The organism is Streptomyces sp. NPDC004838, from assembly GCF_053600955.1.
This window is the reverse complement of the sequence record NZ_JBSGAW010000001.1, coordinates 1-22,497: the sequence shown is the minus strand read 5'-3', so window position 1 is coordinate 22,497 and position 22,497 is coordinate 1. Positions and strand designations below refer to the sequence as shown.

The window sequence follows — 22,497 nt, the reverse complement described above, 5'->3', positions numbered from 1 at the left end:
CGTAGGGTCGATGCATGACCGTTGTGGACGAGACCTCCAGCGAGCCGGCCGACGCGCGAGGGCGCGTGGCCGAGCTGCACGAGCTGCGTCGGCAGGCCCTGAGCGGGCCCAGCGAACGCGCGACCGAGGCGCAGCACGCCAAGGGCAAGCTGACCGCGCGCGAGCGGATCGCGCTGCTGCTGGACGAGGGCTCGTTCCACGAGGTCGAGCAGTTGCGGCGGCACCGGGCCACCGGGTTCGGCCTGGAGACGAAGAAGCCGTACACCGACGGTGTCATCACCGGCTGGGGCACGGTCGAGGGCCGTACGGTCTTCGTGTACGCGCATGACTTCCGGATCTTCGGCGGCGCGCTGGGCGAGGCCCACGCCACCAAGATCCACAAGATCATGGACATGGCCATCTCCGCCGGGGCCCCGCTGGTGTCGCTGAACGACGGCGCGGGCGCGCGTATCCAGGAGGGCGTCTCGGCGCTCGCCGGATACGGCGGGATCTTCCAGCGCAACACCCGCGCGTCCGGTGTCATCCCGCAGATCTCGGTCATGCTCGGCCCGTGCGCGGGCGGCGCCGCGTACTCCCCTGCGCTCACCGACTTCGTCTTCATGGTCCGCGAGACCTCGCAGATGTTCATCACCGGACCGGACGTCGTCAAGGCGGTCACCGGCGAGGAGATCACCCAGAACGGCCTCGGCGGCGCGGACGTCCACGCGGAGACCTCGGGCGTCGCGCACTTCGCGTACGACGACGAGGAGACCTGCATCGCCGAAGTCCGCTACCTGCTGACGATGCTGCCGCAGAACAACCGCGAGAACCCTCCCACCACCGCCTCCGACGACCCCGCCGACCGGCGCTCGGACCTGCTGCTCGACCTCGTCCCGGCCGACGGCAACCGCCCGTACGACATGCACAAGGTCATCGAGGAACTCGTCGACGACGGCGACTACCTCGAAATCCACGAGCGCTGGGCCCGCAACATCATCTGCGCCCTCGCCCGGTTCGACGGCCAGGTGGTGGGCATCGTCGCCAATCAGCCGCAGTCGCTCGCCGGGGTGCTGGACATCGAGGCGTCCGAGAAGGCGGCGCGCTTCGTGCAGATGTGCGACGCCTTCAATATCCCGATCATCACTCTCCTGGACGTTCCCGGGTTCCTGCCGGGCGTCGACCAGGAGCACGGTGGAATCATCCGGCACGGCGCGAAGCTGCTGTACGCGTACTGCAACGCGACCGTGCCGAGGATCTCGCTGATCCTGCGCAAGGCGTACGGCGGTGCCTACATCGTCATGGACTCCCAGTCCATCGGTGCGGATCTGACATACGCCTGGCCCACCAACGAGATCGCGGTGATGGGCGCCGAAGGCGCCGCCAACGTCATCTTCCGCAAGCAGATCGCCGAGGCCGAGGACCCCGAGGCCATGCGGACGCGCATGGTCAAGGAGTACAAGTCCGAGCTGATGCATCCGTACTACGCGGCGGAGCGCGGCCTGGTCGACGACGTGATCGACCCGGCCGAGACGCGCGGGGTGCTGATCGCCTCCCTCGCCATGCTCCGCACCAAGCACGCCGACCTGCCGTCCCGCAAACACGGCAACCCCCCGCAGTAACCCCGCGGAGAAATCGGAGCCCGAACCGTCATGAGCACTCCCACCGAATCCTCGTCCCTGCTGCGTGTCGAGAAGGGGCACTGCGAGCCGGAGGAGCTGGCCGCCATCACCGCGGTCCTGCTGGCCCGTGCGGCGTCCGCGCCCGCCACGCCCGCCCACAACAACAGGCGCACCACGGCCGGCTGGCGCCGTCTGGAGCGTCAGCGCGGCTTCCAGCCCTCCCACAGCTGGCAGGGCTAGCAGCTCGGCACACATCTGGGCAGGGCTAGCAGCTCGGCACATACATGGAGGACCCCGGCACCGCGTGGGAGTGCCGGGGTCCTTTCGTCTTCGCGTATCCCGTCCGTCTTCGCACACCCCGTCCGGGCATGGCGCGAACCGGCCGGCCGATCGGGTGGCGGGACGGGAAGAAGCCCCCGTACCCCTGGGACCAAGAGACCAGGGACACGGGGGCTTCTCCGCGGACCGCGGGACCGCTGTTACCTCAGTCGGGCCATGAGGGCGTGTTCGACGAGGGTGATGAGGGCGCTTTTGGCGTCGGCGCGGTGGCGTGCGTCGGTGGTGATGATGGGGGTGTCGGGGCCGATCTGGAGTGCTTCGCGGACTTCTTCGGGGTTGTAGGGCTGGTGTCCGTCGAAGCCGTTGAGGGCGATGACGAAGGGGAGTCCGCTGTTTTCGAAGTAGTCGACGGCGGGGAAGCAGTCGGCGAGGCGGCGGGTGTCGACGAGGACGACGGCGCCGATGGCGCCGCGTACGAGGTCGTCCCACATGAACCAGAAGCGGTCCTGTCCGGGGGTGCCGAAGAGGTAGAGGATGAGGTCCTGGTCGAGGGTGATGCGGCCGAAGTCCATGGCCACGGTGGTGGTGGTCTTGTCTCCGGTGTGGGTGAGGTCGTCGATGCCGGCCGATGCTGAGGTCATGACGGCTTCGGTACGCAGCGGGTTGATCTCCGAGACGGCGCCGACGAACGTGGTCTTGCCCACGCCGAATCCGCCCGCCACCACGATCTTCGCGCTGGTGGTCGAGCGGGCTGCACCGCCGCTAGAGCTTTCGAAGTCCACTGAGCACCCTTTCGAGCAGTGTCACGTCTGGCTGACCGCCGGCGGACTCGTCGCCGCCGGGCTGGTGGATGGCGACTAGTCCGGCCTCGGCCAGGTCGGCGACGAGGATCCGGGCTACGCCGAGGGGAATGGAGAGAAGTGCCGAGATCTCCGCGACAGACTTGATCTCGAAACACAGATGGCAGATCCGCTGGTGCTCGGGCAACTGCCCCTGCAGCCTCGCGGGATCCGCCGTGGTACTGACCAGCGCCTCGATGGCGAGCTGGTAGCGCGGCCGGGTCCGGCCACCGGTCATGGCGTAGGGACGCACCAGCGGGTTGTGCGTGCTGTAGCCGGACGGGGGCTCCGGAGCCCGGTGTTGGGCGGGGTGCTGATAGCGCTGAGGGTCGTACGCGGGATCGTACCCCTGGTGCTGATGGGGCCCCTGGTGCTGGTGCGGCTGCTGGTAGGGCGGCTGGGCGCCCTGTCCGCCCGGCGAGGAAGGAGAACTGTAGCGGTGGGGAGAATCATCTGGCATCTGATGAGCACTGCCGTCATAAGGGCGTCCGCCCGGGGGTGTTGCCACGTTTCCTCCTCCGACTGCGAGTGGCCGGTTCCTGTCCCTGTGGAGCCGCGCCACCGCACCCTATGGTGCGGTGGCGTAAAAGGCACCGTCTGCCGGTTAGTTGAGAAGACTGCCCTGAAGTTCCGCCCGGAGGTCCGGAGTGAGCACATTGCCCGCCCGGTCCACCAGCAGAGCCATCTCGTAACCCACCAGACCGATATCGGCCTCGGGGTGTGCGAGCACGGCCAGCGAGGAACCGTCGGAGATCGACATGATGAAAAGGAACCCCCGCTCCATCTCCACGACGGTCTGGTTGACCGCGCCGCCCTCGAAGATCCGGGACGCCCCCGCGGTCAGCGAGGTCAGCCCGGACGCGACGGCCGCCAACTGATCGGCGCGGTCGCGCGGGAATCCCTCGGACATCGCCAGCAGGAGTCCGTCAGCGGAGACCACCACGGTGTGGGACACCCCGGGGGTGTTGTCCACGAAGTTGGTGATCAACCAGTTCAGATTCTGCGCCGCCTGGCTCATCGGGCTCACACTAACGCTCCTGGTTGTAGGTACTGCCCGAGCCACTGTCTTGATCGTAAGTGGCCGGTCCGTTCGTGTCCGCTCCCGCGCTGCGCCCCCGCTGGACACCGCGGCGCAGATTGCTCAGCCTGCCACGCACATCCTCGGGGGCGCGTGAGATCTGAGCACCGCCCAGCGGGGTCTGCTCCGCTGTCCCTTCGATCAGGTTGGCCTTGGGCACCCGTCGCGGGAGGCCGGACGAGGTGACCCCGCCCGCCTTCGGCTCCCGCAGCTTCTCCGCACGCTGCCAGCGCTCGTCGTTGGTGGAGCGCCAGTCCTTGGCGTCGGCGGCCACGCCGCTTCCGCCGACCGCCTCGGGCTGAGCGCTCTGCGGCGTCTGCGGGGCCCGCTCCGCCGGCCGCTGCCACTGCTGCTGGGCGTGAGGCTGGTGCTGGGGCCGCGACTTCTGCTGCGAACCGCGCCTGGGCAGACCGGCCTCGGTCAGCTCGTGACCGCCGCCCGAAGAGGGGCCCGGACGTTCGAAGCCTACGCGCTCGACGCCGTTTGCGGGGGCCTCGGCGGAAGATTCCGATTCAGGACGGTACTCCGTCTCATACGTGCTCGGGTAAGCACTCTGATCCGGCCACTTTCCCTGGTGGGGCTGGGGAGCGAGTGACCCGTCGTACTGCGGGTCGGCGGGCTGCGGAGCGGAGTATCCCGCTTCCGTATACGAGCTGCCGGAGTGCTGCCGGGGCTCCTGCCCCACCGGGTGCTCGGGGTAGCCGCCGACCGGGAAGGCTTCGTACGGCTGCTGGGACGGGTCCTGCGCATAGCCCTGAGCGGCGTACTCCTGGCCGTATTCGCCGACGTACGACTGCGTCTCCTGCGGCTGTGGCCCCGGCTGCGCGACGGGCTGTGCCGGGTACTCCTGCTGCCCGGAGTGCTGCGGTGCCTCCTGGTAGAGCTGCGGACGATCACCGGACGGGTTCTGGGCCTCCAGCGCCGCCCGGCGCTCCTCGCGGGCCAGCGAGCGGCCGACGGGGTTGAGCTGTGACGGCGCGGCCTGCTGGGAGGCGTCCTCGTACCGGGAGTCGTCGAAGCCGAGGTCCGCGGCCGTGAGTATCGGAGCGTCGGCGTACGACTGCTGCTCCGGGATGATCTGCGAGACCGTGAAGTCGTTCTCGGGGAGGTCGTTCTCGGGCCGCGGTTCGCCGCCGCCACCGTGCGTGATGGCCTGCGGGAGCATGACCAGCGACGTGGTGCCCGCCTGCTCGCCCGAGGGGCGGAGCTGTACGCGGATGCTGTGCCGGTCGGCGAGCCGGCCGACCACGAACAGGCCCATGCGCTGCGAGACGGCGGCGTCCACCGTCGGCGGGTTGGCCAGCTTGTGGTTGATGTCGGCGAAGTCATCGGCGGTCAGGCCGATTCCCTTGTCGTGGATCTCGATCATGACCCGGCCGTCGGGCAGCCGGGTGGCCGTCACCCGGACCTTGGTCTGCGGCGAGGAGAACGAGGTCGCGTTCTCCAGCAGCTCGGCGAGGAGATGGACGAGGTCGGTCACGGCCTGGCCGTGGATCTCCGTCTCGGGGACGCCGGTCAGCTCGATGCGCTCGTACGACTCCACCTCCGAGGAGGCGGCGCGCAGGACGTCCACCAGGGGCACGGGCTGGTTCCAGCGCCGGCCCGGCTCCTCGCCCGCGAGGACGAGGAGGTTCTCGCCGTTCCGTCGCATACGGGTCGCGAGATGGTCCAGCCGGAACAGGTTCTCCAGCTGGTCCGGGTCCGCCTCGTTGTTCTCCAGATCGGAGATCAGGGTCAGCTGGCCCTCGATCAGCGACTGGTTGCGGCGTGAGAGATTGGTGAAGATCGCGTTGACGTTGCCGCGCAGCATGGCCTGCTCGGCCGCGAGCCGGACCGCCTCGCGGTGGACCTGGTCGAAGGCGCGGGCGACCTCGCCGATCTCGTCGCGGGTGTCGATGGGGATCGGCTGCACCCGTGTGTCGACCCGGCCCGGCTCCGTACGCGAGAGCTGGTCGACCAGCATCGGCAGCCGCTGCTCGGCGATGCCGAAGGCGGCGGTGCGCAGCCGGCGCATCGAGCGGCTCATCTGGCGGGCCACCGTGCCGGCCAGGATGAAGGCGGCGAGCAGGGCGACCACGACGATGGCGCCGTTGACGAAGGCGTCCCGCCGCGCGCCGTCGGAGATGGCGGCCGCCTCGTTCACGGCCCGGTCCACGAACTCGTTCTCGATCTCGGTGTAGCCGTCGAACTTGGCGGTGGCGGCGCCCATCCACGTCTCAGGGGTGATGTCCTCTTTCCTGAGATCCGCGGGCTTGGCGCCGGCGCCGATCCGCAGGGCCATACCCGTGAAGACGGAGCCGTCGGGTCCGGCCGGCGGATTGAGACCGGCTTCCTGCAGCCGCTTCTGACCGGCCGCGGCCTTCTGGCCCATGACCGACTTGAGCCGGTCGGTGTCGGCCTGGGTGCCACCGGAGACCAGCTCGCCGATCGCGATCTGCTCCAGGTAGTTGTACGAGTTGAAGGCGATGGTCTGCTTCGCGAAGACGTCCCGCTTCTCGCTCGGGCGCACCAGGAGATGGGTGCCGATGGAGCGCTGGAGCGACGCGGCGGCCTTCGCCAGCTGCACGGCGTAGAGCGTGCGGCCGAAGCTCGTCACGTTGCCGGTGCCCAGTCCCAGCTCGTTGGAGAACTCCATGAGGGAGTGCTGGACCTTGACGTAGCCCTCTTCGGTGGTCACCGGGTCGAAACTCGTCGTGTAGGCACTGTCCCGCAGGGCCTTGAGCCCCGGCTCCTCGGCGCGGAACAGGGCCAGCCGACGGTCCAGTCCCTCCCCCGGAGGCATGTTCTGGACGGCCTTGTCGAACTTCACTTTCGCCGCGTCCGTCGTCGCGTAGGCGTCCTTGACGGGCTGGCTCTGGCGCTGCTGGGGAGTGGTCGCCTTCAGCAGGGGGACGGCCGTGAGGTCGCGCTCGTTCAGGAGCGCCTGCCCGTACTCGGCGGCGGCGCGTACGACCAGCGCCGTCTTCTCGGCGTTCTGCGCCTCGTCCCAGGTGTCGATGGAGCTCTTGACCTGGAAACCGCCCATGACCAGGCCCACGAGCGCGGGTATGAGGAGGATCGCGTTCAGCTTGGTGGGCACCCGCCAGTTGCGCGGGGACAGCCGACTGGGGCTGCCGCCCGCGGCCGGGGGCGGCCCCGGCTCGTCCGCAGGCGATGCCGCCGCGCGGGACGGGGGGGTGAAGTTGCCCCGCGCCTGCTGCTCCGCGGAGCTGTCCTTGCTTCGCCTCACTCGACCAACAACCTCTCGGCACCGGCACCTAGGCTGTGCCGTGTTTCGTTCAGAGCCGTACTACCTTAGAAGTTCGCCGAATTTCAGCATGCGGAGTGGGTACGTTCCAAACAGTTGGAATCAGCCATTCCGAGTCATGGTAGCGCCAGATAAAACGGGCATAAAGAGCGAGCCCCTTCAAAAGATGAGAGTTATGTGAGCACAGTGGCACGGCTCGCATGCGTCGAGTGTCCGGACGGCGGTAATTCTCTGTCGAAACGTTATGAACATGCGGGCGGACCGTGTCCTTGGACACAGCCCGCCCGTGCACAACTACGACAACTGCCGTATCTCGACGTCTACTTGAGTCGGGCCATGAGGGCGTGTTCGACGAGGGTGATGAGGGCGCTTTTGGCGTCGGCGCGGTGGCGTGCGTCGGTGGTGATGATGGGGGTGTCGGGGCCGATCTGGAGTGCTTCGCGGACTTCTTCGGGGTTGTAGGGCTGGTGTCCGTCGAAGCCGTTGAGGGCGATGACGAAGGGGAGTCCGCTGTTTTCGAAGTAGTCGACGGCGGGGAAGCAGTCGGCGAGGCGGCGGGTGTCGACGAGGACGACGGCGCCGATGGCGCCGCGTACGAGGTCGTCCCACATGAACCAGAAGCGGTCCTGTCCGGGGGTGCCGAAGAGGTAGAGGATGAGGTCCTGGTCGAGGGTGATGCGGCCGAAGTCCATGGCCACGGTGGTGGTGGTCTTGTCTCCGGTGTGGGTGAGGTCGTCGATGCCGGCCGATGCTGAGGTCATGACGGCTTCGGTACGCAGCGGGTTGATCTCCGAGACGGCGCCGACGAACGTGGTCTTGCCCACGCCGAATCCGCCCGCCACCACGATCTTCGCGCTGGTGGTCGAGCGGGCTGCACCGCCGCTAGAGCTTTCGAAGTCCACTGAGCACCCTTTCGAGCAGTGTCACATCCGGCGTACCGCCGGCGTCTCCGTTACCGGGCTGGTGGATCGCCACCATGCCCGCCTCGGCCAGGTCGGCGACGAGGATCCGGGCAACGCCGAGAGGCATGGACAGCAGCGCCGACACCTCTGCCACCGACTTGACCTCACGGCACAGATGGCAGATCCGCTGGTGCTCGGGGAGCAGCCCGGCGAGGAGCGCGGGATCGGCCGTGGTGCTCACGAGCGCCTCGATCGCGAGCTGGTAGCGGGGCCGCGTCCGGCCACCGGTCATGGCGTACGGACGTACCAGCGGCTGATCGCCTTCGTCCCCGTAGGCGTCGGCTTGGGCACCGTACGGGTCGTGAGAGGCGGTTGGCGGGGTCATGAAGTCCTCCGGGCGGGACAGCAAGTTGGTCGGCGAGCCGTCTGCGTGGGCCGGTGGGGGGCCTTGAAGCGACCTGGCGGGGACGGCGCGGTGAGCGCGTACCTGAGTATGAGGGGTGTGGGGGCCATACGGATCAGTGCAACAGGCTTCCCTGGAGTTCCGCGCGGAGATCCGGGGTGAGGACGCTGCCCGCGCGATCGACCAGGAGAGCCATCTCGTAGCCGACGAGGCCGATGTCGCACTCGGGGTGTGCGAGCACGGCCAGCGAGGAACCGTCCGAGACGGACATGAGGAAGAGGAAGCCGCGCTCCATCTCCACGACGGTCTGACTGACGGCACCGCCTTCGAAGATCCGGGACGCCCCCGCGGTCAGCGAGGTCAGGCCGGACGCCACCGCGGCGAGTTGATCCGCGCGATCGCGTGGGAATCCATCGGACATGGCCAGCAGAAGACCGTCGGCGGAGACCACCACCGTGTGGGACACCCCGGGGGTGTTGTCCACGAAGTTGGTGATCAACCAGTTCAGATTCTGCGCCGCCTGGCTCATCGGGCTCAACTAACGCTCCTGCTGGTGTGTGGGGCCGAGGTTGAAGCTGCCGGTCGTGGAGTTCTGCTCACGTCCTTGCTGGATGCCGCGACGGAGGTTGGTCAGCCGGCCGCGTACATCGTCGGGCGCGCGGGAAACCTGCGGACCGCTCTGGCTGTTCTGCTCCTGTGCCGTACCCGCGACGAGGTTGGCGCGCGGGACACGGCGGGGCAGACCTGACGTGGTGACGCCGCCCGCGGCGGGCTTGCGCACCCGCTCGGCCTGGCGCACCAGCTCGTCGTTGGGTGAGGTACGCCAGCCGGTGCCCTGGGCGCCCTGGCCGTTCGCGCCCTCCATGCCGGGCGTGGCGGCGGGGATACGCCTCGGCATCGGCGGAAGCGGACGCTCGGTCGGCTGCTGTGGAACCTGCGGAGCCGGTTCCACGGTCCGCGGTGCCGGGGCCACGGAGGGGATCTGCTGGGTGTGCTGCGGCTCGGCCGGGGGCCGGACCGGGTCCTGCCGGACGTCGGGACCGGGCCGGTCGGCCGGCCCGCCCCTGCCCTGGGTGTGGAACCAGTCCGTCTCCAGGGTGTCGTACAGCGGGGTACGGCCGTCGCCGGGACCCGCGGGCGGCAGGGCCTCGTGCTGCGGCTGCGGAGGCAGCGCGTGACGGGTGCCCGTGTCGGCGTCGCCCTCGTACCCGCGCGGGGCCGGGGCCTGGCCGGGCGCGGGGGGCTGCGGTGCGCCGAGGTCGGGCCGGGGGAACGGCTGGGTGGACGCCGGATCCTGCGCCTGCTCGTGCGGCGGCGTTTCGTCCTGTCCCCGGGAGCCGACGTGCGGCGGGGCGAACTGCCCCGCGGGAGCGCCGGACCTGTCCTGCCGGCCGGGACCGCCCGCCGCAGCCGGGGGCCCGAAGACGTCCGAGCGGACGAACTGACCCGTGGGCGCGCCGACACCGCCGCCCGGAGGGCGGTGAGGCGACGGCGGGGGACCGTCGAAGTCCGGGCGGGGGAACTCCTCCGTCGCGCCGGGGCCGCGCGTGGCGTCCCCGTCCTCATGGCCGCGCGCCGAGTCGGCGGGCGGGCCGGGCGGCTCGCTGCCCCAGCCGGGTCCCTGCGGCCGCTGCGGGGCGGCGCCGGGCAGTTCGGCCCGGGGACCGGCGGGGAGTTGACGGCCGCGGTCGCCCGCTCCCCGCTCCGGAACGCCGTTGGCACGCGCCTCGCTGTGGGCCGGGGGCTTCTGCCCGCGTCCGCCGAAGGCTCCGGCGAGGCCACTGCCCTGACGGCCCTGGCCGGGGCCGCCGTCACGGGTGGGGAGCGCGGCGCGCGAGCCCGTGCCGGCGCCCGCACCGACCTGGCCGCGCGGAGCTCCCGCGCCGAGCAGACCGCCGGACGGAACGCCTCCGCTGCCGGGACCGCCCGCGTCGCCCGGTCCGCCTTGGCCCGGGCGGCCGCCGCCCTGACCGCCGGGGCCGGGGCCGGGACGGCCGCCGAGGCCCGCGGGACCACCGCCGGGCGGCGGGGGAACCGCGCCCTGGGCGGCGGGGGCTCCGGGCATCGGGGCCTTCTTGCCGCCGTTGGCGACGTCGACGGGAAGCATGACGAGCGCGGTCGTGCCACCGGAGTCGGAGGGACGGAGCTGGATCCGGATGCCGTGCCGCAGGGAGAGCCGGCCGACCACGAAGAGACCCATGCGGCGGGAGACCGAGACGTCCACGGTCGGCGGCGACGCCAGCCGCTCGTTGATCGCCGCGAGGTCCTCGGGGGAGAGGCCGATGCCGGTGTCGTGGATCTCGACCAGCACCCGTCCGTCGGGCAGCGCGTGACCGGTGACGCGGACCTTGGTCTGCGGGGAGGAGAACGAGGTCGCGTTCTCCAGCAGCTCGGCGAGCAGGTGTACGAGGTCGTTGACGACGCGTCCGGCGACCTCGGTCGCGGGGACGGCCGCCAGTTCGATGCGCTCGTACTGCTCCACCTCGGACGCGGCGGCGCGCAGGACGTCGACCAGCGGGACCGGCCGGGTCCACCGGCGGCCCGGCTCCTCGCCCGCGAGGACGAGGAGGTTCTCGCCGTTCCGGCGCATACGGGTCGCGAGGTGGTCCAGCTTGAAGAGGGAGGAGAGCTGGTCCGGGTCCGCCTCGCGGGACTCCAGTTCGGAGATCAGCGACAGCTGGCGCTGGATGAGACCCTGCGAACGCCTCGAAAGGTTGGTGAACATCGCGTTGACGTTGCCCCGCAGCAGCGCCTGCTCGGCGGCCAGCCGGACCGCCTCGCGGTGCACGTCGTCGAAGGCCGCGGCCACCTTGCCGATTTCGTCGCGGGAGTGCACGCCGACCGACTCGACGGAGGTGTCCACGTCCTGCGGGTCCGACTCGGAGAGCTGCTTGACCAGCTCGGGCAGCCGGTCCTGGGCGACCTTGGTGGCCGTGTCCTGGAGCCGGCGCAGCGAGCGGATCATGGAGCGGGCGACGACGAACGCGCCGACGAGCGAGACGCCGAGGACGATCAGGATCAGCGCACCGTTGATGATGGCCTCCTGCTGCGACTCCTCGCGCAGCTCACGGGCCTTGGTCTCCATCTCGTCCAGCAGGGTGAACTCGATGACCTTCATGGCGTCGATGCGCTCGCCGTAGTCGTCGGTCCAGTCGAGGAAGGAGCGCTTCTGCTGGCCCGAGAGACCGTTCTTGCTGCCCAGCACCCGGTTGGCGTAGTCCTCGGCGGCGGCGATCGTCGCGTTGCCGTTGTCCAGGTTCGCGGTCAGCGCCTGGGCGTCACCGCCCGAGGACGAGTAGACCGCCTCGAAGCGGTCCAGCTCGTCGTCGCCCTTCTCCAGGGCGGTCAGACCGTACTGCCGGTCGTTCTCGGTGAGACCGGGGCCCTTGGCGGCGGCGCCGCCGGGCAGCGCGGCCGCGATGATCGCCCGCTGCATGGAGGCGTACTCCTTGGCGGAGGAGAAGGCCGCCAGCGCACGCGTCCGCTTGATCATGTCCGGGTTGTTGGTCGCCTGCGCCATGTCCTGGGAGAGGCTCAGCAGCGACTCGATCAGCCGGTGGTACTTCTCGACGGTCAGCGAGTGCTGAACCGTCTCCGACCGGTTCTCCTGGTTCCCGTACGCGGTGGCCCGGATCGTGCCGAGGCTGTTGACCTGGGTCGCGATCTGGTTGGCGTTGGCGCGGATGCTCTCCAGCGTGTCGTCGCCATCCGTGTTGGGGATGTCACGCGTGGTGTCGAGGAACGCCTTCTTGGCCCGGTCGGTCCTCTCGCGGGGTCCGGTGACCTTGAAGTCGTTCGCCTGGGGGTCGTTGGCCAGCGGTCCGGCCGTCAGGTCGCGCTCCTCCTGCAGCGCCACCGCCAGCTTGGTCGCCTCCTGGGTCATGTCGGTGAGCAGCTGCATATGGTGCAGCTGCTTGATCCGGTCCAGGGACTCGTTGATACGGAGTCCGCCCAGGGTGGTCGCCGCGACCACGGGGAGCGTCAGCAGGGAGACGAGCCGGGTGCTGATGCGCCAGTTGCGCAGGGCTATTCGCGAGCCCGTGTCCGTGGGGCCCTTCCTCTTCAGCGGGGGCGGCTGCACACCGCCGCCCGGCACAGCCGGGCCGGGGCCCGCCGCCGGGCTCATGCCGGGCCCGCCCGGAATCGGGCCCGGTCGCGGGGCGGCGCGGTCGCCGCCGTCCCCGTTCACCATCGGACCCTGGCCCTGGCTCTGGTTCTGGGTGTGCTGGGGCGAGGATCCGCGGTCGGTCCCGCCGCGCGGCTCTTGTTCCGCCGCAGCGCTGCCATCCCTCTTGAAACGTCCCTGCACTAGCGTCGCAACCTCTGGACCAGGCGTCCCCCCGCATGGCGGCGGGACGGTGTCGGCGTCGGTGAGGCGCTGCAAGCGCCTCTTCTTGTGGTCGTGAGACCGGCGCTTGTCCCCCTTCCCCGCCGCCGCTCGGCGCTGCGCTGCGCCCCTTGCGCGCCGGACTGATTCTGCGGCGGTGCGTGGAATTCCAGCACAGTGCCGGATCTCCAACAAGGGCCGCGTACCGTGCTGTGACCTGTGTGACGGGGCGTGAGCGCCTTGTCACGAAAAGTAGAATGACTTAAGGGGGTGAAACGGGTGATTCCGTGCGGGTCGCCGAAGAGTGGGGCGTGCCCCGGTCGCTCCGATCCGGAGCGGAATGGCTGCTTCAGGTACGCAATGTCCGAATCCCTGCGGTGAGTTGATGGCCCGTAATGCCCGAATTAACCGTCAACTCGTGAGCAAACTCACACGCGGCACACGTCCCTGGCACATCTTCCCGCGGAATTGAATGTTTAATCTGTCGCGTTACAAAGTCGAATGCTCTGTAAACCGCCGTCCATCGGACGGCCGTATGCCGATGGGTCAGTAGACAACCGATGAAGACGATGATGTTCCGCAACATAGCCAACCCCCGGCGCACCACCCTCGCGCACCTGAAGGACGCCGGTCCGCTGCAGACGCCGGAGCAGCCGGAGCACCCGCTCGACCTCCCCGCTCAGACGGCCAATCCGCGCCGCACGATCCTGATGGACGCGCCCGCATCGTAATGCGCCCGGCCGCAGGACGATGCACGACGATGCGCGCGAGAGACGGGAACCCCCGCCGCGTTAGCCTGGAGCGTCAGACTTCAGCAGCGTAACCAGTAGCAGAGGGGCAACCGCATCCCGTGCGCATCGCCAGGTTCTCCATCGACGGCAATGTCGCCTTCGGCGCGGTCGAGGGCGACGACCCGGAAGGGCTCGTCCTCGACATCATCAAGGGCATCCCCTTCGCGGACTTCGCCCTCTCCGGCACCAAGGTCCCGCTGAGCAAGGTGCGGCTGCTGCCGCCCGTGCTCCCCAACAAGGTCGTGGCCTTCGGCCGCAACTACGCGGAGCACGCGGCGGAACTGGGCAACGCGGTCCCGGACGAGCCGTTCGCCTTCTTCAAGCCCTCCACCTCCGTGATCGGCCACGGCGACGCCATCGTGTACCCCTCCTTCTCCCGGGAACTGCACCACGAGGCCGAACTCGCCGTCGTCATCGGCCGCATGTGCCGCGAGGTCCCGCGCGAGCGCGTCAAGGACGTCATCCTCGGCTACACCTGCGCCAACGACATCACCGCCCGCGACGTCCAGCGGCGCGAGAAGCAGTGGGCCAGGGCCAAGGGCTTCGACACCTCCTGCCCGCTCGGCCCCTGGGTGGAGACGGACATCGACCTCGCCACCGCGGGCGACCTCACCATCCAGTGCACCGTCAACGGCGAACAGCGCCAGCTCGGCCGCACGAGCGGGATGATCCACTCCATCGAGGACCTGATCGTCAACATCACCGAGGCCATGACGCTGCTCCCCGGCGATGTGATCCTCACCGGCACCCCGGCGGGAGTCGGCCCCCTCAACGTCGGCGACGAGGTCGCCGTCACCGTCCAAGGCATCGGCACTCTCACCAACAAGGTGATCAAGCGTGGCTAACGCGAACGTCCGCGTACGTTTCTGTCCTTCCCCGACCGGCAACCCGCATGTGGGCCTGGTCCGCACCGCCCTGTTCAACTGGGCCTTCGCCCGGCACAACGGCGGCACCATGGTCTTCCGCATCGAGGACACCGACGCGGCCCGCGACTCCGAGGAGTCGTACGCCCAGCTCCTGGACGCGATGCGCTGGCTCGGCCTGGACTGGGACGAGGGCCCCGAGACGGGCGGTCCCCACGCCCCGTACCGCCAGTCGCAGCGCATGGACGTCTACCGGGACATCGCTGCGAAGCTCCTCGACGGCGGCCACGCCTACCACTGCTACTGCTCCGCCGAGGAGCTGGAGGCCCGCCGTGACGCGGCGCGCGCGGCCGGCCGGCCCTCCGGCTACGACGGCCACTGCCGCGATCTGACCGCCGAGCAGACGGCGGCGTACGAGGCGGAGGGCCGCCCGGCCATCGTCCGCTTCCGGATGCCCGACGAGACGATCACCTTCACGGACCTCGTACGCGGCGAGCTGACCTTCACCCCGGAGAACGTTCCGGACTTCGGCATCGTCCGGGCCAACGGCGCCCCCCTCTACACCCTGGTCAACCCGGTCGACGACGCTCTGATGGAGATCACGCACGTCCTGCGCGGAGAGGACCTGCTCTCCTCCACCCCCCGGCAGATCGCGCTGTACAAGGCCCTGATCGACCTGGGCGTCGCCAAGGGGATCCCCGCCTTCGGCCACCTTCCGTATGTGATGGGCGAGGGCAACAAGAAGCTCTCCAAGCGCGACCCGCAGGCGTCCCTCAACCTCTACCGCGAGCGGGGCTTCCTGCCCGAGGGGCTGCTGAACTACCTCTCGCTGCTCGGCTGGTCCTTCTCCGCCGACCAGGACGTGTTCTCGATCGCCGAACTCGTCGAGAAGTTCGACATCGCGGACGTCAACGCCAACCCGGCCCGCTTCGACCTCAAGAAGGCCGAGGCGATCAACGCGGACCACATCCGCCGGCTGGACGTGAAGGCGTTCACCGACGCGTGCGAGCCCTGGCTGCTGGCCCCGTACGCGAACTGGGCCCCGGAGCGGTTCGACCAGGCGGCGTGGGAGGCGATCGCTCCGTACGCCCAGACCCGGCTGACCGTCCTCTCCGACATCACGGCCAATGTGGACTTCCTCTTCCTGGACGCCCCCGTCGAGGACGAGGCGTCCTGGGCGAAGGCGATGAAGCCGGGCGCGGCCGAGCTGCTGGCCACGGCCCGCGAGAAGCTCTCGGCGGCCGACTGGTCCGGTCCCGAGCCGCTGAAGGACGCCGTCCTGGCCGCCGGCGAGGCCCACGGCCTCAAGCTCGGCAAGGCCCAGGCCCCGGTCCGCGTGGCGGTCACCGGCCGCACGGTGGGCCTGCCGCTCTTCGAGTCGCTGGAGATCCTCGGCAAGGAGAAGACGCTCTCCCGCATTGACGCGGCACTGGCGAAACTGACCGCGTAGACGTCCGCGGCCCCGGCCGCACACCCATGGGGGTGGCGGCCGTTCGGGTCCGCCACCCCCACAGCCGTGCGGACGGGCCCCCGCCCGGCCGCCGCGGGCCGCAGGCGGGCGACGGGCGGGACGGACGCCTCCCGGAGTGCGCCCGGGCGCCCGGCCGTCTGGTCGGTCGGCCGCGGACGGCCACCGCGTCCGGCGCGGGACATCACCCGAACCCTCCCCGGTTCGGCGCCCGTCGCACGGGTAGCGTGGCTTCATGCCGATTCGCGCCGTCCTCTGGGACGTGGACGACACCATCTTCGACTACAGAGGCGCCGACCTCGACGGAATGCGCCGCCACCTCCGGACGGAGGGGCTGGACGGCGGATTCGACTCCGCGGACCAGGCCCTCGCCCGTTGGCAGGAGATCACCGCCGAGCACTGGGCGCGCTTCTCGGCGGGGGAGACGGACTGGATGGGGCAGCGGCGGGACCGGGTCCGGACGTTCACCGGGCTCCCGCTCGGCGACGCCGAGGCCGACGCCTGGTTCGACCGGTACATCGTCCACTTCGAGGCCGTGTGGACCCTGTTCCCGGACACCGTCCCCGCCCTGGACGTCCTCGCGGAGTACCGGCACGCGGTCCTGTCCAACTCGACGCTGGCGATCCAGGAGCGCAAGCTGACGGCCCTGGGCGTACGAGACCGGTTCGAGGCCGTCGTCTGCGCGGCGGACCTCGGGGTCGCCAAACCCGCCGCCGAGGCGTTCCACACCGCCTGCGAGGCCATCGGACTGCCGCCCGAAGAGGTCGCGTACGTCGGCGATCAGCCGGACATCGACGCACGAGGCGCGGTCGAGGCGGGGCTGACCGGCATCTGGCTCGACCGCGCCGGAATCGGCGGGCGTCCGGAGCTGATCCGGATCACCGGTCTCGACCAGCTACCCGGCCTGTTGCGGGGCGATACCCGTTTTGGAGCGCCGTCCACCTTCGGGTAATGTTCTTCCTGCGCCGCCCACCGTGATCGAGAGATTCGGCCGGGAAGCGCAGAACCGAACAGGCCCCCGCACGGGGGTCGCGTTTTGGTGGCCTATGGTGTAATTGGCAGCACGACTGATTCTGGTTCAGTTAGTCTAGGTTCGAGTCCTGGTAGGCCAGCTCGCAGAGCTTATCTGCAACGCCCCCGTTGTGTAGCGGCCTAGCACGCTGCCCTCTCAAGGCAGTAGCGCCGGTTCGAATCCGGTCGGGGGTACAGATCCATCCTGCTGATCAGCCGGGTCGCACCCGTTGGTCGCGCAGTGACAGAGCCCGGCTCAGCCGGGCGGGATCGCTAGGGCCCCCGTTGTGTAGCGGCCTAGCACGCCGCCCTCTCAAGGCGGTAGCGCCGGTTCGAATCCGGTCGGGGGTACTGGTCTAAACCACCATGGGCTATGGTGTAATTGGCAGCACGAGTGATTCTGGTTCATTTAGTCTAGGTTCGAGTCCTGGTAGCCCAGCGGATCTCTTGAGATCTGGATCTCGCCCCCGTTGTGTAGCGGCCTAGCACGCCGCCCTCTCAAGGCGGTAGCGCCGGTTCGAATCCGGTCGGGGGTACGCACAGGGGAAGCCCTCCGCGACAGCGCGGGGGGCTTCTCCGTCTCTCCGGGGCGGTTCGGACGGCTGAGCCGTATCCGCGGGCTCGTATCCGCGCGCCGGGCGGAACTCCTCGTACGGGCAACCGAGTTGCGACGGCGGTCAACGCGGTTGCGCGACGGGGGAGTTCCACCTTCGAGCGGCGGGGACGGGCCGGCACGGCGGCCGACGCACTCAAGCCATGGCCGGGGCGAGCCGGTGAACGGGCCGTCCGCCGGCTCAGCCGTTGCGGCGCAGCGCCTCGCTCAGCCGGGCCGCCGAGTCGATGACCGCCTGGGCGTGCATACGTCCCGGATGCCGGGTCAGACGCTCGATCGGCCCGGAGACCGATACGGCGGCGACCACTCGGTTGGAGGGGCCGCGCACGGGCGCGGAGACCGAGGCCACGCCGGGCTCGCGCTCACCGATCGACTGGGCCCAGCCCCTGCGCCGTACGCCGGAGAGCGCCGTCGCCGTGAAACGAGCCCCCTGGAGACCCCGGTGCAGCCGCTCGGGCTCCTCCCAGGCCATCAGGATCTGAGCGGACGAGCCGGCCTTCATCGTCAGCGTGGAGCCGACCGGAACCGTGTCCCGCAATCCGGACAGCCGCTCGGCCGCCGCCACACAGATCCGCATGTCTCCCTGGCGGCGGTAGAGCTGCGCGCTCTCGCCCGTCACATCCCGCAGATGTGTGAGCACCGGCCCCGCCGTGGCCAGCAGCCGGTCCTCGCCCGCCGCCGCGGCCAGCTCGGCCAGCCGCGGACCCAGGATGAACCGGCCCTGCATGTCCCTCGCCACCATACGGTGGTGTTCCAGTGCCACGGCCAGCCGATGGGCCGTGGGACGGGCGAGCCCGGTCGCCGCGACCAGCCCGGCGAGGGTGGCCGGACCGGACTCCAGTGCGCTCAGTACCAGAGCCGCCTTGTCGAGAACGCCGACGCCGCTAGAGTTGTCCATGAAACGATATTCGCGTCTCACAGTGTGAAACGCAAGTTCAATTTTCCGAAGAACCCGCCAGTCTGTAGATGCGACCCACGAACCATCGGGTCCGCACAAGATCTCTAGTGGTGCCGGCACCGTGGCCGGCCGGAGGGAAAGCGATGGGTAGGACACTCGCTGAGAAGGTCTGGGACGATCATGTCGTCCGGCGCGCAGAGGGCGAGCCCGACCTCCTCTTCATCGATCTGCACCTGCTGCACGAGGTGACCAGCCCCCAGGCGTTCGACGGGCTCCGCCACAACGACCGCCGAGTGCGGCGGCTCGACCTCACCATCGCGACCGAGGATCACAACACCCCGACCCTCGACATCGACAAGCCCATCGCCGACCCGGTCTCCCGCGTCCAGCTGGAGACCCTGCGCAAGAACTGCGCGGACTTCGGTGTACGGCTGCACCCGCTCGGCGACGTCGAGCAGGGCGTCGTCCATGTCGTGGGCCCCCAGCTGGGACTAACCCAGCCCGGTACCACGGTGGTCTGCGGCGATTCGCACACCTCCACGCACGGCGCGTTCGGCGCGCTGGCCTTCGGCATCGGGACCTCCCAGGTCGAGCACGTCCTCGCCACCCAGACCCTGCCGCTGGCCCGCCCCAAGACCATGGCGATCACCGTCGAGGGCGAGCTGCCCTCCGGCGTCACCGCCAAGGACCTGATCCTCGCGATCATCGCGAAGATCGGTACCGGCGGCGGCCAGGGCTACATCCTGGAGTACCGCGGCTCCGCCATCGAGAAACTCTCGATGGAGGCCCGGATGACCATCTGCAACATGTCGATCGAGGCCGGCGCGCGGGCGGGCATGATCGCCCCCGACCAGACGACCTTCGACTATCTGCGCGGCCGGGACCACGCCCCCGAGGGCGCGGACTGGGACGCGGCCGTCGAGTACTGGCGGACCCTGCGCACCGACGACGACGCCGTCTTCGACGCCGAGGTCGTCATCGACGCCGCCGGACTCGCCCCGTTCGTCACCTGGGGCACCAACCCCGGCCAGGGCGCGCCCCTGTCGGCGAGCGTCCCCGACCCGGCTTCGTACGACGACGCTTCGGAGCGGCTCGCCGCCGAAAAGGCCCTGGAGTACATGGGCTTGACCGCGGGCCAGCCGCTGCGCGACATCAACGTCGACACCGTCTTCGTAGGCTCCTGCACCAACGGCCGTATCGAGGACCTGCGCTCGGCCGCCTCCGTCCTGGACGGCCGCAAAGTCGCCGACGGCGTACGGATGCTGGTCGTCCCCGGCTCGGTCCGGGTGGCGCTGCAGGCCGTCGAGGAGGGCCTGGACAAGGTCTTCACCACGGCCGGCGCCGAATGGCGGCACGCCGGCTGCTCGATGTGTCTGGGCATGAACCCCGACCAACTCGCGCCCGGTGAGCGCTCCGCGTCGACCTCCAACCGCAACTTCGAAGGCAGGCAGGGCAAGGGCGGGCGGACCCATCTGGTCTCGCCGCAGGTCGCCGCGGCCACCGCCGTACTGGGCCATCTGGCCTCTCCGGCCGACCTGTCAGGCCAGTCCGATGACGCCCCCCGTACGCCCGCTGGAGTCTGATCAGCCATGGAAGCATTCACCACACACACCGGCCGGGCCGTCCCGCTGCGCCGCAGCAATGTCGACACCGACCAGATCATCCCGGCCCACTGGCTGAAGAAGGTCACGCGCGACGGCTTCGAGGACGGGCTCTTCGAGGCATGGCGCAAGGACCCGCAGTTCGTGTTCAACCTGCCCGAGCGGCAGGGGGCGACGGTTCTGCTGGCGGGCCCCGACTTCGGCACCGGCTCCTCCCGTGAGCACGCCGTCTGGGCGCTCCAGAACTACGGATTCCAGGTCGTCGTCTCCTCCCGGTTCGCCGACATCTTCCGCGGCAACTCCCTCAAGAACGGTCTGCTGACCGTGGTTCTGCCGCAGGAGACCGTCGACCGGCTGTGGGAGCTGACCGAGGCCGACCCCACCGTCGAGATCACCGTCGACCTGGAGGCACGCCAGGTCCGCGCGCCCGGGTTCACCGCCGATTTCGAGCTGGACGAGAACGCCCGCTGGCGGCTGCTGAACGGTCTCGACGACATCAGCCTCACCCTTCAGAACGAAGCGGACATCGCCGCTTACGAAGCCTCCCGGCCCGCCTTCAAACCGCGCACAATTCAGGTCTGATCAGCGCTTTTACCCCACTGCGCCCCCCACCCTCCGGTGGGGGGCGCAGTCGTCTGTTGAGGCCCTCCCGGGCGACAACTCGCCCCAGATGGCACAATCGGTGCATGGAACGCGACAATCAACTCGGCCTGTACGAGTTGGTCGCGGCCCGGCTGAAGGAAGCGCACACAGTGGTGCGCGAACTGCAAGTCCCGGAGGGCGTAAGGATGGCGCTGTCCCGGAAGCTGCTGGTCATCACGGCCGCGGCGAAGCACGATCTCCCTGATGCCGCACGGCGTCTGGAGCGCTTGATGAAGGACCTCGGCGAGGGCCGATTCCCTGAAGGCGACTGACACCCGGACTCGCGAAGGGTCGACTTCCATGGTCGACTTCGTTGCGGCACTAGGGTGATTAGCCCGTTTCGTGTTTGATTTGCGGTATATATCTGCCTAACGTGCGAAAAAGCCTGGACAGATTCGTTCCGGCAATGTCTCCGAAGGGGAAGACGTGAACAAGGCGCAGCTCGTAGAAGCGATTGCCGACAAGCTCGGCGGCCGTCAGCAGGCCGCAGACGCGGTCGACGCGGTGCTTGACGCGATCGTCCGCGCGGTGGTCGCCGGAGACCGGGTCTCGGTCACCGGCTTCGGCTCGTTCGAGAAGGTCGACCGTCCCGCCCGCTACGCCCGCAACCCGCAGACGGGTGAGCGGGTCCGCGTCAAGAAGACCTCCGTTCCGCGCTTCCGCGCGGGCCAGGGGTTCAAGGACCTGGTCAGCGGCTCGAAGAAGCTTCCGCGCGGTGGTGAGGTAGCGGTCAAGAAGGCCCCCAAGGGCAGCCTCTCGGGCGGCGCTTCCACCCGAACGACCGCCAAGGCCGCGGCGAAGAAGGCCACCGCCAAGAAGGCCGCTGCGAGGAAGGCCGCTCCGGCGAAGAAGGTCGTCGCCAAGAAGACCGCCGTGAAGAAGACCGTCGCCAAGAAGGCCACCGCCACGAAGAAGACGGCCGCCAAGAAGACCACGGCGAAGACCGCGACGGCCAAGAAGGCGGCGGCGAAGAAGACCGCCCCGGCCAAGAAGGCCACCGCCAAGAAGGCCCCGGCCAAGAAGGCGACGTCCCGAACGACCGCCGCCAAGAAGACCACCGCCGCCAGGAAGAGGTAAGTGGTACAAGGCCGAAGGGCCACTCACGCGCCGGGCCGGACTCCTCTGGGGGAGCCCGGCCCGCGGCGTGTCCGGGGTCCGCGGTCGCGGCCGGTCCGCCGGGGCGCGTATCGCCGGTCCCGCCCACAGCCGTGCCGGGAAGGTACCCGTCGGCTGGGCGATCGGCGGCGGTCTCCGGTGCCCTTCGGGTCGCCGGCGGGGCCGTAAGGGAGCGCCCCGCCGCAGGGCCTCGTCCCCCGGACTCCGTCCGGGAGGGACACCCCGCCCCGGTCCTCCGGCCGGAAGAGCCGTCATTCACCCGGTCACCCTCGCGAACCGGCCTCGTCCCGTTACGGCGCCGGGCGGACCGCCCGGATCACAGGGTCTGGAGCGTCACCAGCGTGATCCGCAGCTCCGCGCCCTCGCCCTCCGTCTCGATCCGGACCCGCTGGCCCGGCCGCAGCAACCGCAGCCCGCCCGCGTCGAAGGCGGCGGCGCCGAACTCCACCGGGGTGCCGTCGTCGAGCAGCACGCTCCCGCTGCGGGTCTCGGAGTCATAGGTGTACGAGGTCGCCTGCATGCGAGACAGCTTAGGCGGCTTCTGATGGATCTTGCTGGGCTCGCTTGGCCTGGCGCCTTCCCCCCTGGGCCTGGCGGCCCGGGAGGTACCCCCACCCTGGGCCTGGCGGCCGGGAGGTGCACCCACCGCATGGACTGCCTCCTCCGCTTTGCGATGCACGGCACCAGACCCCGCTCACTGATCCAGCCTGACCCATCAGCAACGACCTAGTGTCCTGAGTCTTTGATTCGGTTCAGATATCCAGTGAGGCGTTCGAAGATCTCGTCAGCGGACTTCGTCCAGACGAAGGGCCTCGGGTTGT

General features: G+C 69.7%; 20 protein-coding genes and 5 tRNA genes. 15 read left to right on the top strand and 10 right to left on the bottom strand.

The genetic code is table 11. The features are described 5' to 3' along the window. The first annotated feature begins 14 nt into the window (after positions 1-14). Together ACWEFL_RS00125 and ACWEFL_RS00120 are read left to right on the top strand one after the other, a co-directional pair. Positions 15-1,598, top strand: a complete 1,584-nt coding sequence (locus ACWEFL_RS00125) for an acyl-CoA carboxylase subunit beta (protein WP_451705133.1) — start codon at positions 15-17, stop codon at positions 1,596-1,598. 30 nt (positions 1,599-1,628) lie between these two features. After that, complete coding sequence (locus ACWEFL_RS00120) at positions 1,629-1,838, top strand: acyl-CoA carboxylase subunit epsilon (RefSeq protein ID WP_451705130.1); 210 nt, start codon at positions 1,629-1,631, stop codon at positions 1,836-1,838. 239 nt (positions 1,839-2,077) lie between these two features. Here the strand turns inward: ACWEFL_RS00120 and ACWEFL_RS00115 are convergent, their stop codons facing one another. From ACWEFL_RS00115 to ACWEFL_RS00080, 8 genes are all read right to left on the bottom strand, one after another. Then, positions 2,078-2,659 carry a GTP-binding protein gene (locus tag ACWEFL_RS00115; RefSeq protein WP_451705128.1) on the bottom strand — a complete coding sequence of 194 codons (582 nt, stop codon included), beginning with the start codon at positions 2,657-2,659 and terminating at the stop codon, positions 2,078-2,080. After that, a complete protein-coding gene (locus ACWEFL_RS00110; RefSeq protein WP_451705125.1) occupies positions 2,640-3,224 on the bottom strand; it encodes a DUF742 domain-containing protein in 585 nt (194 codons plus the stop codon). Before ACWEFL_RS00110 ends, ACWEFL_RS00115 begins: the two co-directional genes overlap by 20 nt. A gap of 96 nt (positions 3,225-3,320) precedes the next feature. After that, a complete protein-coding gene (locus tag ACWEFL_RS00105; protein ID WP_009997645.1) occupies positions 3,321-3,734 on the bottom strand; it encodes a roadblock/LC7 domain-containing protein in 414 nt (137 codons plus the stop codon). Positions 3,735-3,744: 10 nt separating this feature from the next. Further along, positions 3,745-7,023: a nitrate- and nitrite sensing domain-containing protein gene (locus ACWEFL_RS00100; RefSeq protein WP_451705123.1), complete on the bottom strand. Its 3,279-nt coding sequence runs from the start codon at positions 7,021-7,023 to the stop codon at positions 3,745-3,747. Positions 7,024-7,361: 338 nt separating this feature from the next. Next, positions 7,362-7,943: a GTP-binding protein gene (locus tag ACWEFL_RS00095; protein ID WP_451705121.1), complete on the bottom strand. Its 582-nt coding sequence runs from the start codon at positions 7,941-7,943 to the stop codon at positions 7,362-7,364. Then, entirely contained in the window at positions 7,924-8,328 is a 405-nt protein-coding gene (locus tag ACWEFL_RS00090; protein WP_451705120.1) for a DUF742 domain-containing protein, read from the bottom strand. Before ACWEFL_RS00090 ends, ACWEFL_RS00095 begins: the two co-directional genes overlap by 20 nt. A 133-nt stretch (positions 8,329-8,461) precedes the next feature. Next, positions 8,462-8,875, bottom strand: coding sequence for a roadblock/LC7 domain-containing protein (locus ACWEFL_RS00085; RefSeq protein ID WP_389267536.1), 414 nt, complete (start codon positions 8,873-8,875; stop codon positions 8,462-8,464). Positions 8,876-8,884: 9 nt separating this feature from the next. Then, entirely contained in the window at positions 8,885-12,655 is a 3,771-nt protein-coding gene (locus tag ACWEFL_RS00080) for a nitrate- and nitrite sensing domain-containing protein (RefSeq protein WP_451705118.1), read from the bottom strand. A 578-nt stretch (positions 12,656-13,233) separates the two neighbouring features. Between ACWEFL_RS00080 and ACWEFL_RS00075 the strand changes: the two genes are divergently transcribed. The 9 genes from ACWEFL_RS00075 (at position 13,234) to ACWEFL_RS00035 (ending at position 17,342) form a co-directional block, all read left to right on the top strand. Beyond that, entirely contained in the window at positions 13,234-13,404 is a 171-nt protein-coding gene (locus ACWEFL_RS00075; protein WP_451705116.1) for a hypothetical protein, read from the top strand. Positions 13,405-13,523: 119 nt separating this feature from the next. Further along, positions 13,524-14,309: a fumarylacetoacetate hydrolase family protein gene (locus tag ACWEFL_RS00070; RefSeq protein ID WP_451705114.1), complete on the top strand. Its 786-nt coding sequence runs from the start codon at positions 13,524-13,526 to the stop codon at positions 14,307-14,309. Beyond that, on the top strand, positions 14,302-15,777 hold the full coding sequence (gene gltX / locus ACWEFL_RS00065) for a glutamate--tRNA ligase (RefSeq protein WP_451705112.1): 1,476 nt from the start codon (positions 14,302-14,304) through the stop codon (positions 15,775-15,777). The genes ACWEFL_RS00070 and gltX overlap by 8 nt, the downstream gene beginning before the upstream one ends. A 253-nt stretch (positions 15,778-16,030) precedes the next feature. Further along, a complete protein-coding gene (locus tag ACWEFL_RS00060) occupies positions 16,031-16,747 on the top strand; it encodes an HAD family hydrolase (protein WP_451705110.1) in 717 nt (238 codons plus the stop codon). Positions 16,748-16,835: 88 nt separating this feature from the next. Continuing rightward, positions 16,836-16,907: transfer RNA gene (locus tag ACWEFL_RS00055), tRNA-Gln, on the top strand. A 21-nt stretch (positions 16,908-16,928) separates the two neighbouring features. After that, positions 16,929-17,001 (top strand) — tRNA-Glu (locus ACWEFL_RS00050). An 83-nt stretch (positions 17,002-17,084) separates the two neighbouring features. Next, positions 17,085-17,157, top strand: a tRNA-Glu gene (locus ACWEFL_RS00045). A 16-nt stretch (positions 17,158-17,173) separates the two neighbouring features. Beyond that, a tRNA-Gln gene (locus tag ACWEFL_RS00040) sits at positions 17,174-17,245 on the top strand. 24 nt (positions 17,246-17,269) lie between these two features. Then, positions 17,270-17,342 (top strand) — tRNA-Glu (locus tag ACWEFL_RS00035). A gap of 258 nt (positions 17,343-17,600) precedes the next feature. Here the strand turns inward: ACWEFL_RS00035 and ndgR are convergent. Beyond that, a complete protein-coding gene (gene ndgR, locus ACWEFL_RS00030; RefSeq protein ID WP_398522238.1) occupies positions 17,601-18,317 on the bottom strand; it encodes an IclR family transcriptional regulator NdgR in 717 nt (238 codons plus the stop codon). A 143-nt stretch (positions 18,318-18,460) separates the two neighbouring features. On the opposite strand from ndgR, the gene leuC reads away from it, so the two are divergent. From leuC to ACWEFL_RS00010, 4 genes are all read left to right on the top strand, one after another. Continuing rightward, on the top strand, positions 18,461-19,900 hold the full coding sequence (gene leuC / locus ACWEFL_RS00025; RefSeq protein ID WP_451705108.1) for a 3-isopropylmalate dehydratase large subunit: 1,440 nt from the start codon (positions 18,461-18,463) through the stop codon (positions 19,898-19,900). Between the two features lie 6 nt (positions 19,901-19,906). Then, complete coding sequence (gene leuD / locus ACWEFL_RS00020) at positions 19,907-20,500, top strand: 3-isopropylmalate dehydratase small subunit (protein ID WP_451705106.1); 594 nt, start codon at positions 19,907-19,909, stop codon at positions 20,498-20,500. 104 nt (positions 20,501-20,604) lie between these two features. Then, a complete protein-coding gene (locus ACWEFL_RS00015; RefSeq protein WP_451705105.1) occupies positions 20,605-20,832 on the top strand; it encodes an SCO5555 family protein in 228 nt (75 codons plus the stop codon). Between the two features lie 154 nt (positions 20,833-20,986). Beyond that, entirely contained in the window at positions 20,987-21,637 is a 651-nt protein-coding gene (locus ACWEFL_RS00010) for an HU family DNA-binding protein (RefSeq protein WP_451705103.1), read from the top strand. Positions 21,638-21,992: 355 nt separating this feature from the next. Here ACWEFL_RS00010 and ACWEFL_RS00005 read toward each other — a convergent pair whose 3' ends face one another. Further along, on the bottom strand, positions 21,993-22,196 hold the full coding sequence (locus ACWEFL_RS00005; RefSeq protein WP_451705101.1) for a hypothetical protein: 204 nt from the start codon (positions 22,194-22,196) through the stop codon (positions 21,993-21,995). Positions 22,197-22,497 lie beyond the last annotated feature (301 nt).

What these genes read in the sequence shown, in the direction of transcription:
- ACWEFL_RS00125 (WP_451705133.1), top strand. Translation starts at nt 15, where the DNA reads ATGACCGTTGTGGACGAGACCTCCAGCGAGCCGGCCGACGCGCGAGGG.
- ACWEFL_RS00120 (WP_451705130.1), top strand. Translation starts at nt 1,629, where the DNA reads ATGAGCACTCCCACCGAATCCTCGTCCCTGCTGCGTGTCGAGAAGGGG.
- ACWEFL_RS00105 (WP_009997645.1), bottom strand. Translation starts at nt 3,734, where the DNA reads ATGAGCCAGGCGGCGCAGAATCTGAACTGGTTGATCACCAACTTCGTG.
- ACWEFL_RS00090 (WP_451705120.1), bottom strand. Translation starts at nt 8,328, where the DNA reads ATGACCCCGCCAACCGCCTCTCACGACCCGTACGGTGCCCAAGCCGAC.
- ACWEFL_RS00085 (WP_389267536.1), bottom strand. Translation starts at nt 8,875, where the DNA reads ATGAGCCAGGCGGCGCAGAATCTGAACTGGTTGATCACCAACTTCGTG.
- ACWEFL_RS00075 (WP_451705116.1), top strand. Translation starts at nt 13,234, where the DNA reads ATGAAGACGATGATGTTCCGCAACATAGCCAACCCCCGGCGCACCACC.
- ACWEFL_RS00060 (WP_451705110.1), top strand. Translation starts at nt 16,031, where the DNA reads ATGCCGATTCGCGCCGTCCTCTGGGACGTGGACGACACCATCTTCGAC.
- ndgR (WP_398522238.1), bottom strand. Translation starts at nt 18,317, where the DNA reads ATGGACAACTCTAGCGGCGTCGGCGTTCTCGACAAGGCGGCTCTGGTA.
- leuC (WP_451705108.1), top strand. Translation starts at nt 18,461, where the DNA reads ATGGGTAGGACACTCGCTGAGAAGGTCTGGGACGATCATGTCGTCCGG.
- leuD (WP_451705106.1), top strand. Translation starts at nt 19,907, where the DNA reads ATGGAAGCATTCACCACACACACCGGCCGGGCCGTCCCGCTGCGCCGC.
- ACWEFL_RS00015 (WP_451705105.1), top strand. Translation starts at nt 20,605, where the DNA reads ATGGAACGCGACAATCAACTCGGCCTGTACGAGTTGGTCGCGGCCCGG.
- ACWEFL_RS00005 (WP_451705101.1), bottom strand. Translation starts at nt 22,196, where the DNA reads ATGCAGGCGACCTCGTACACCTATGACTCCGAGACCCGCAGCGGGAGC.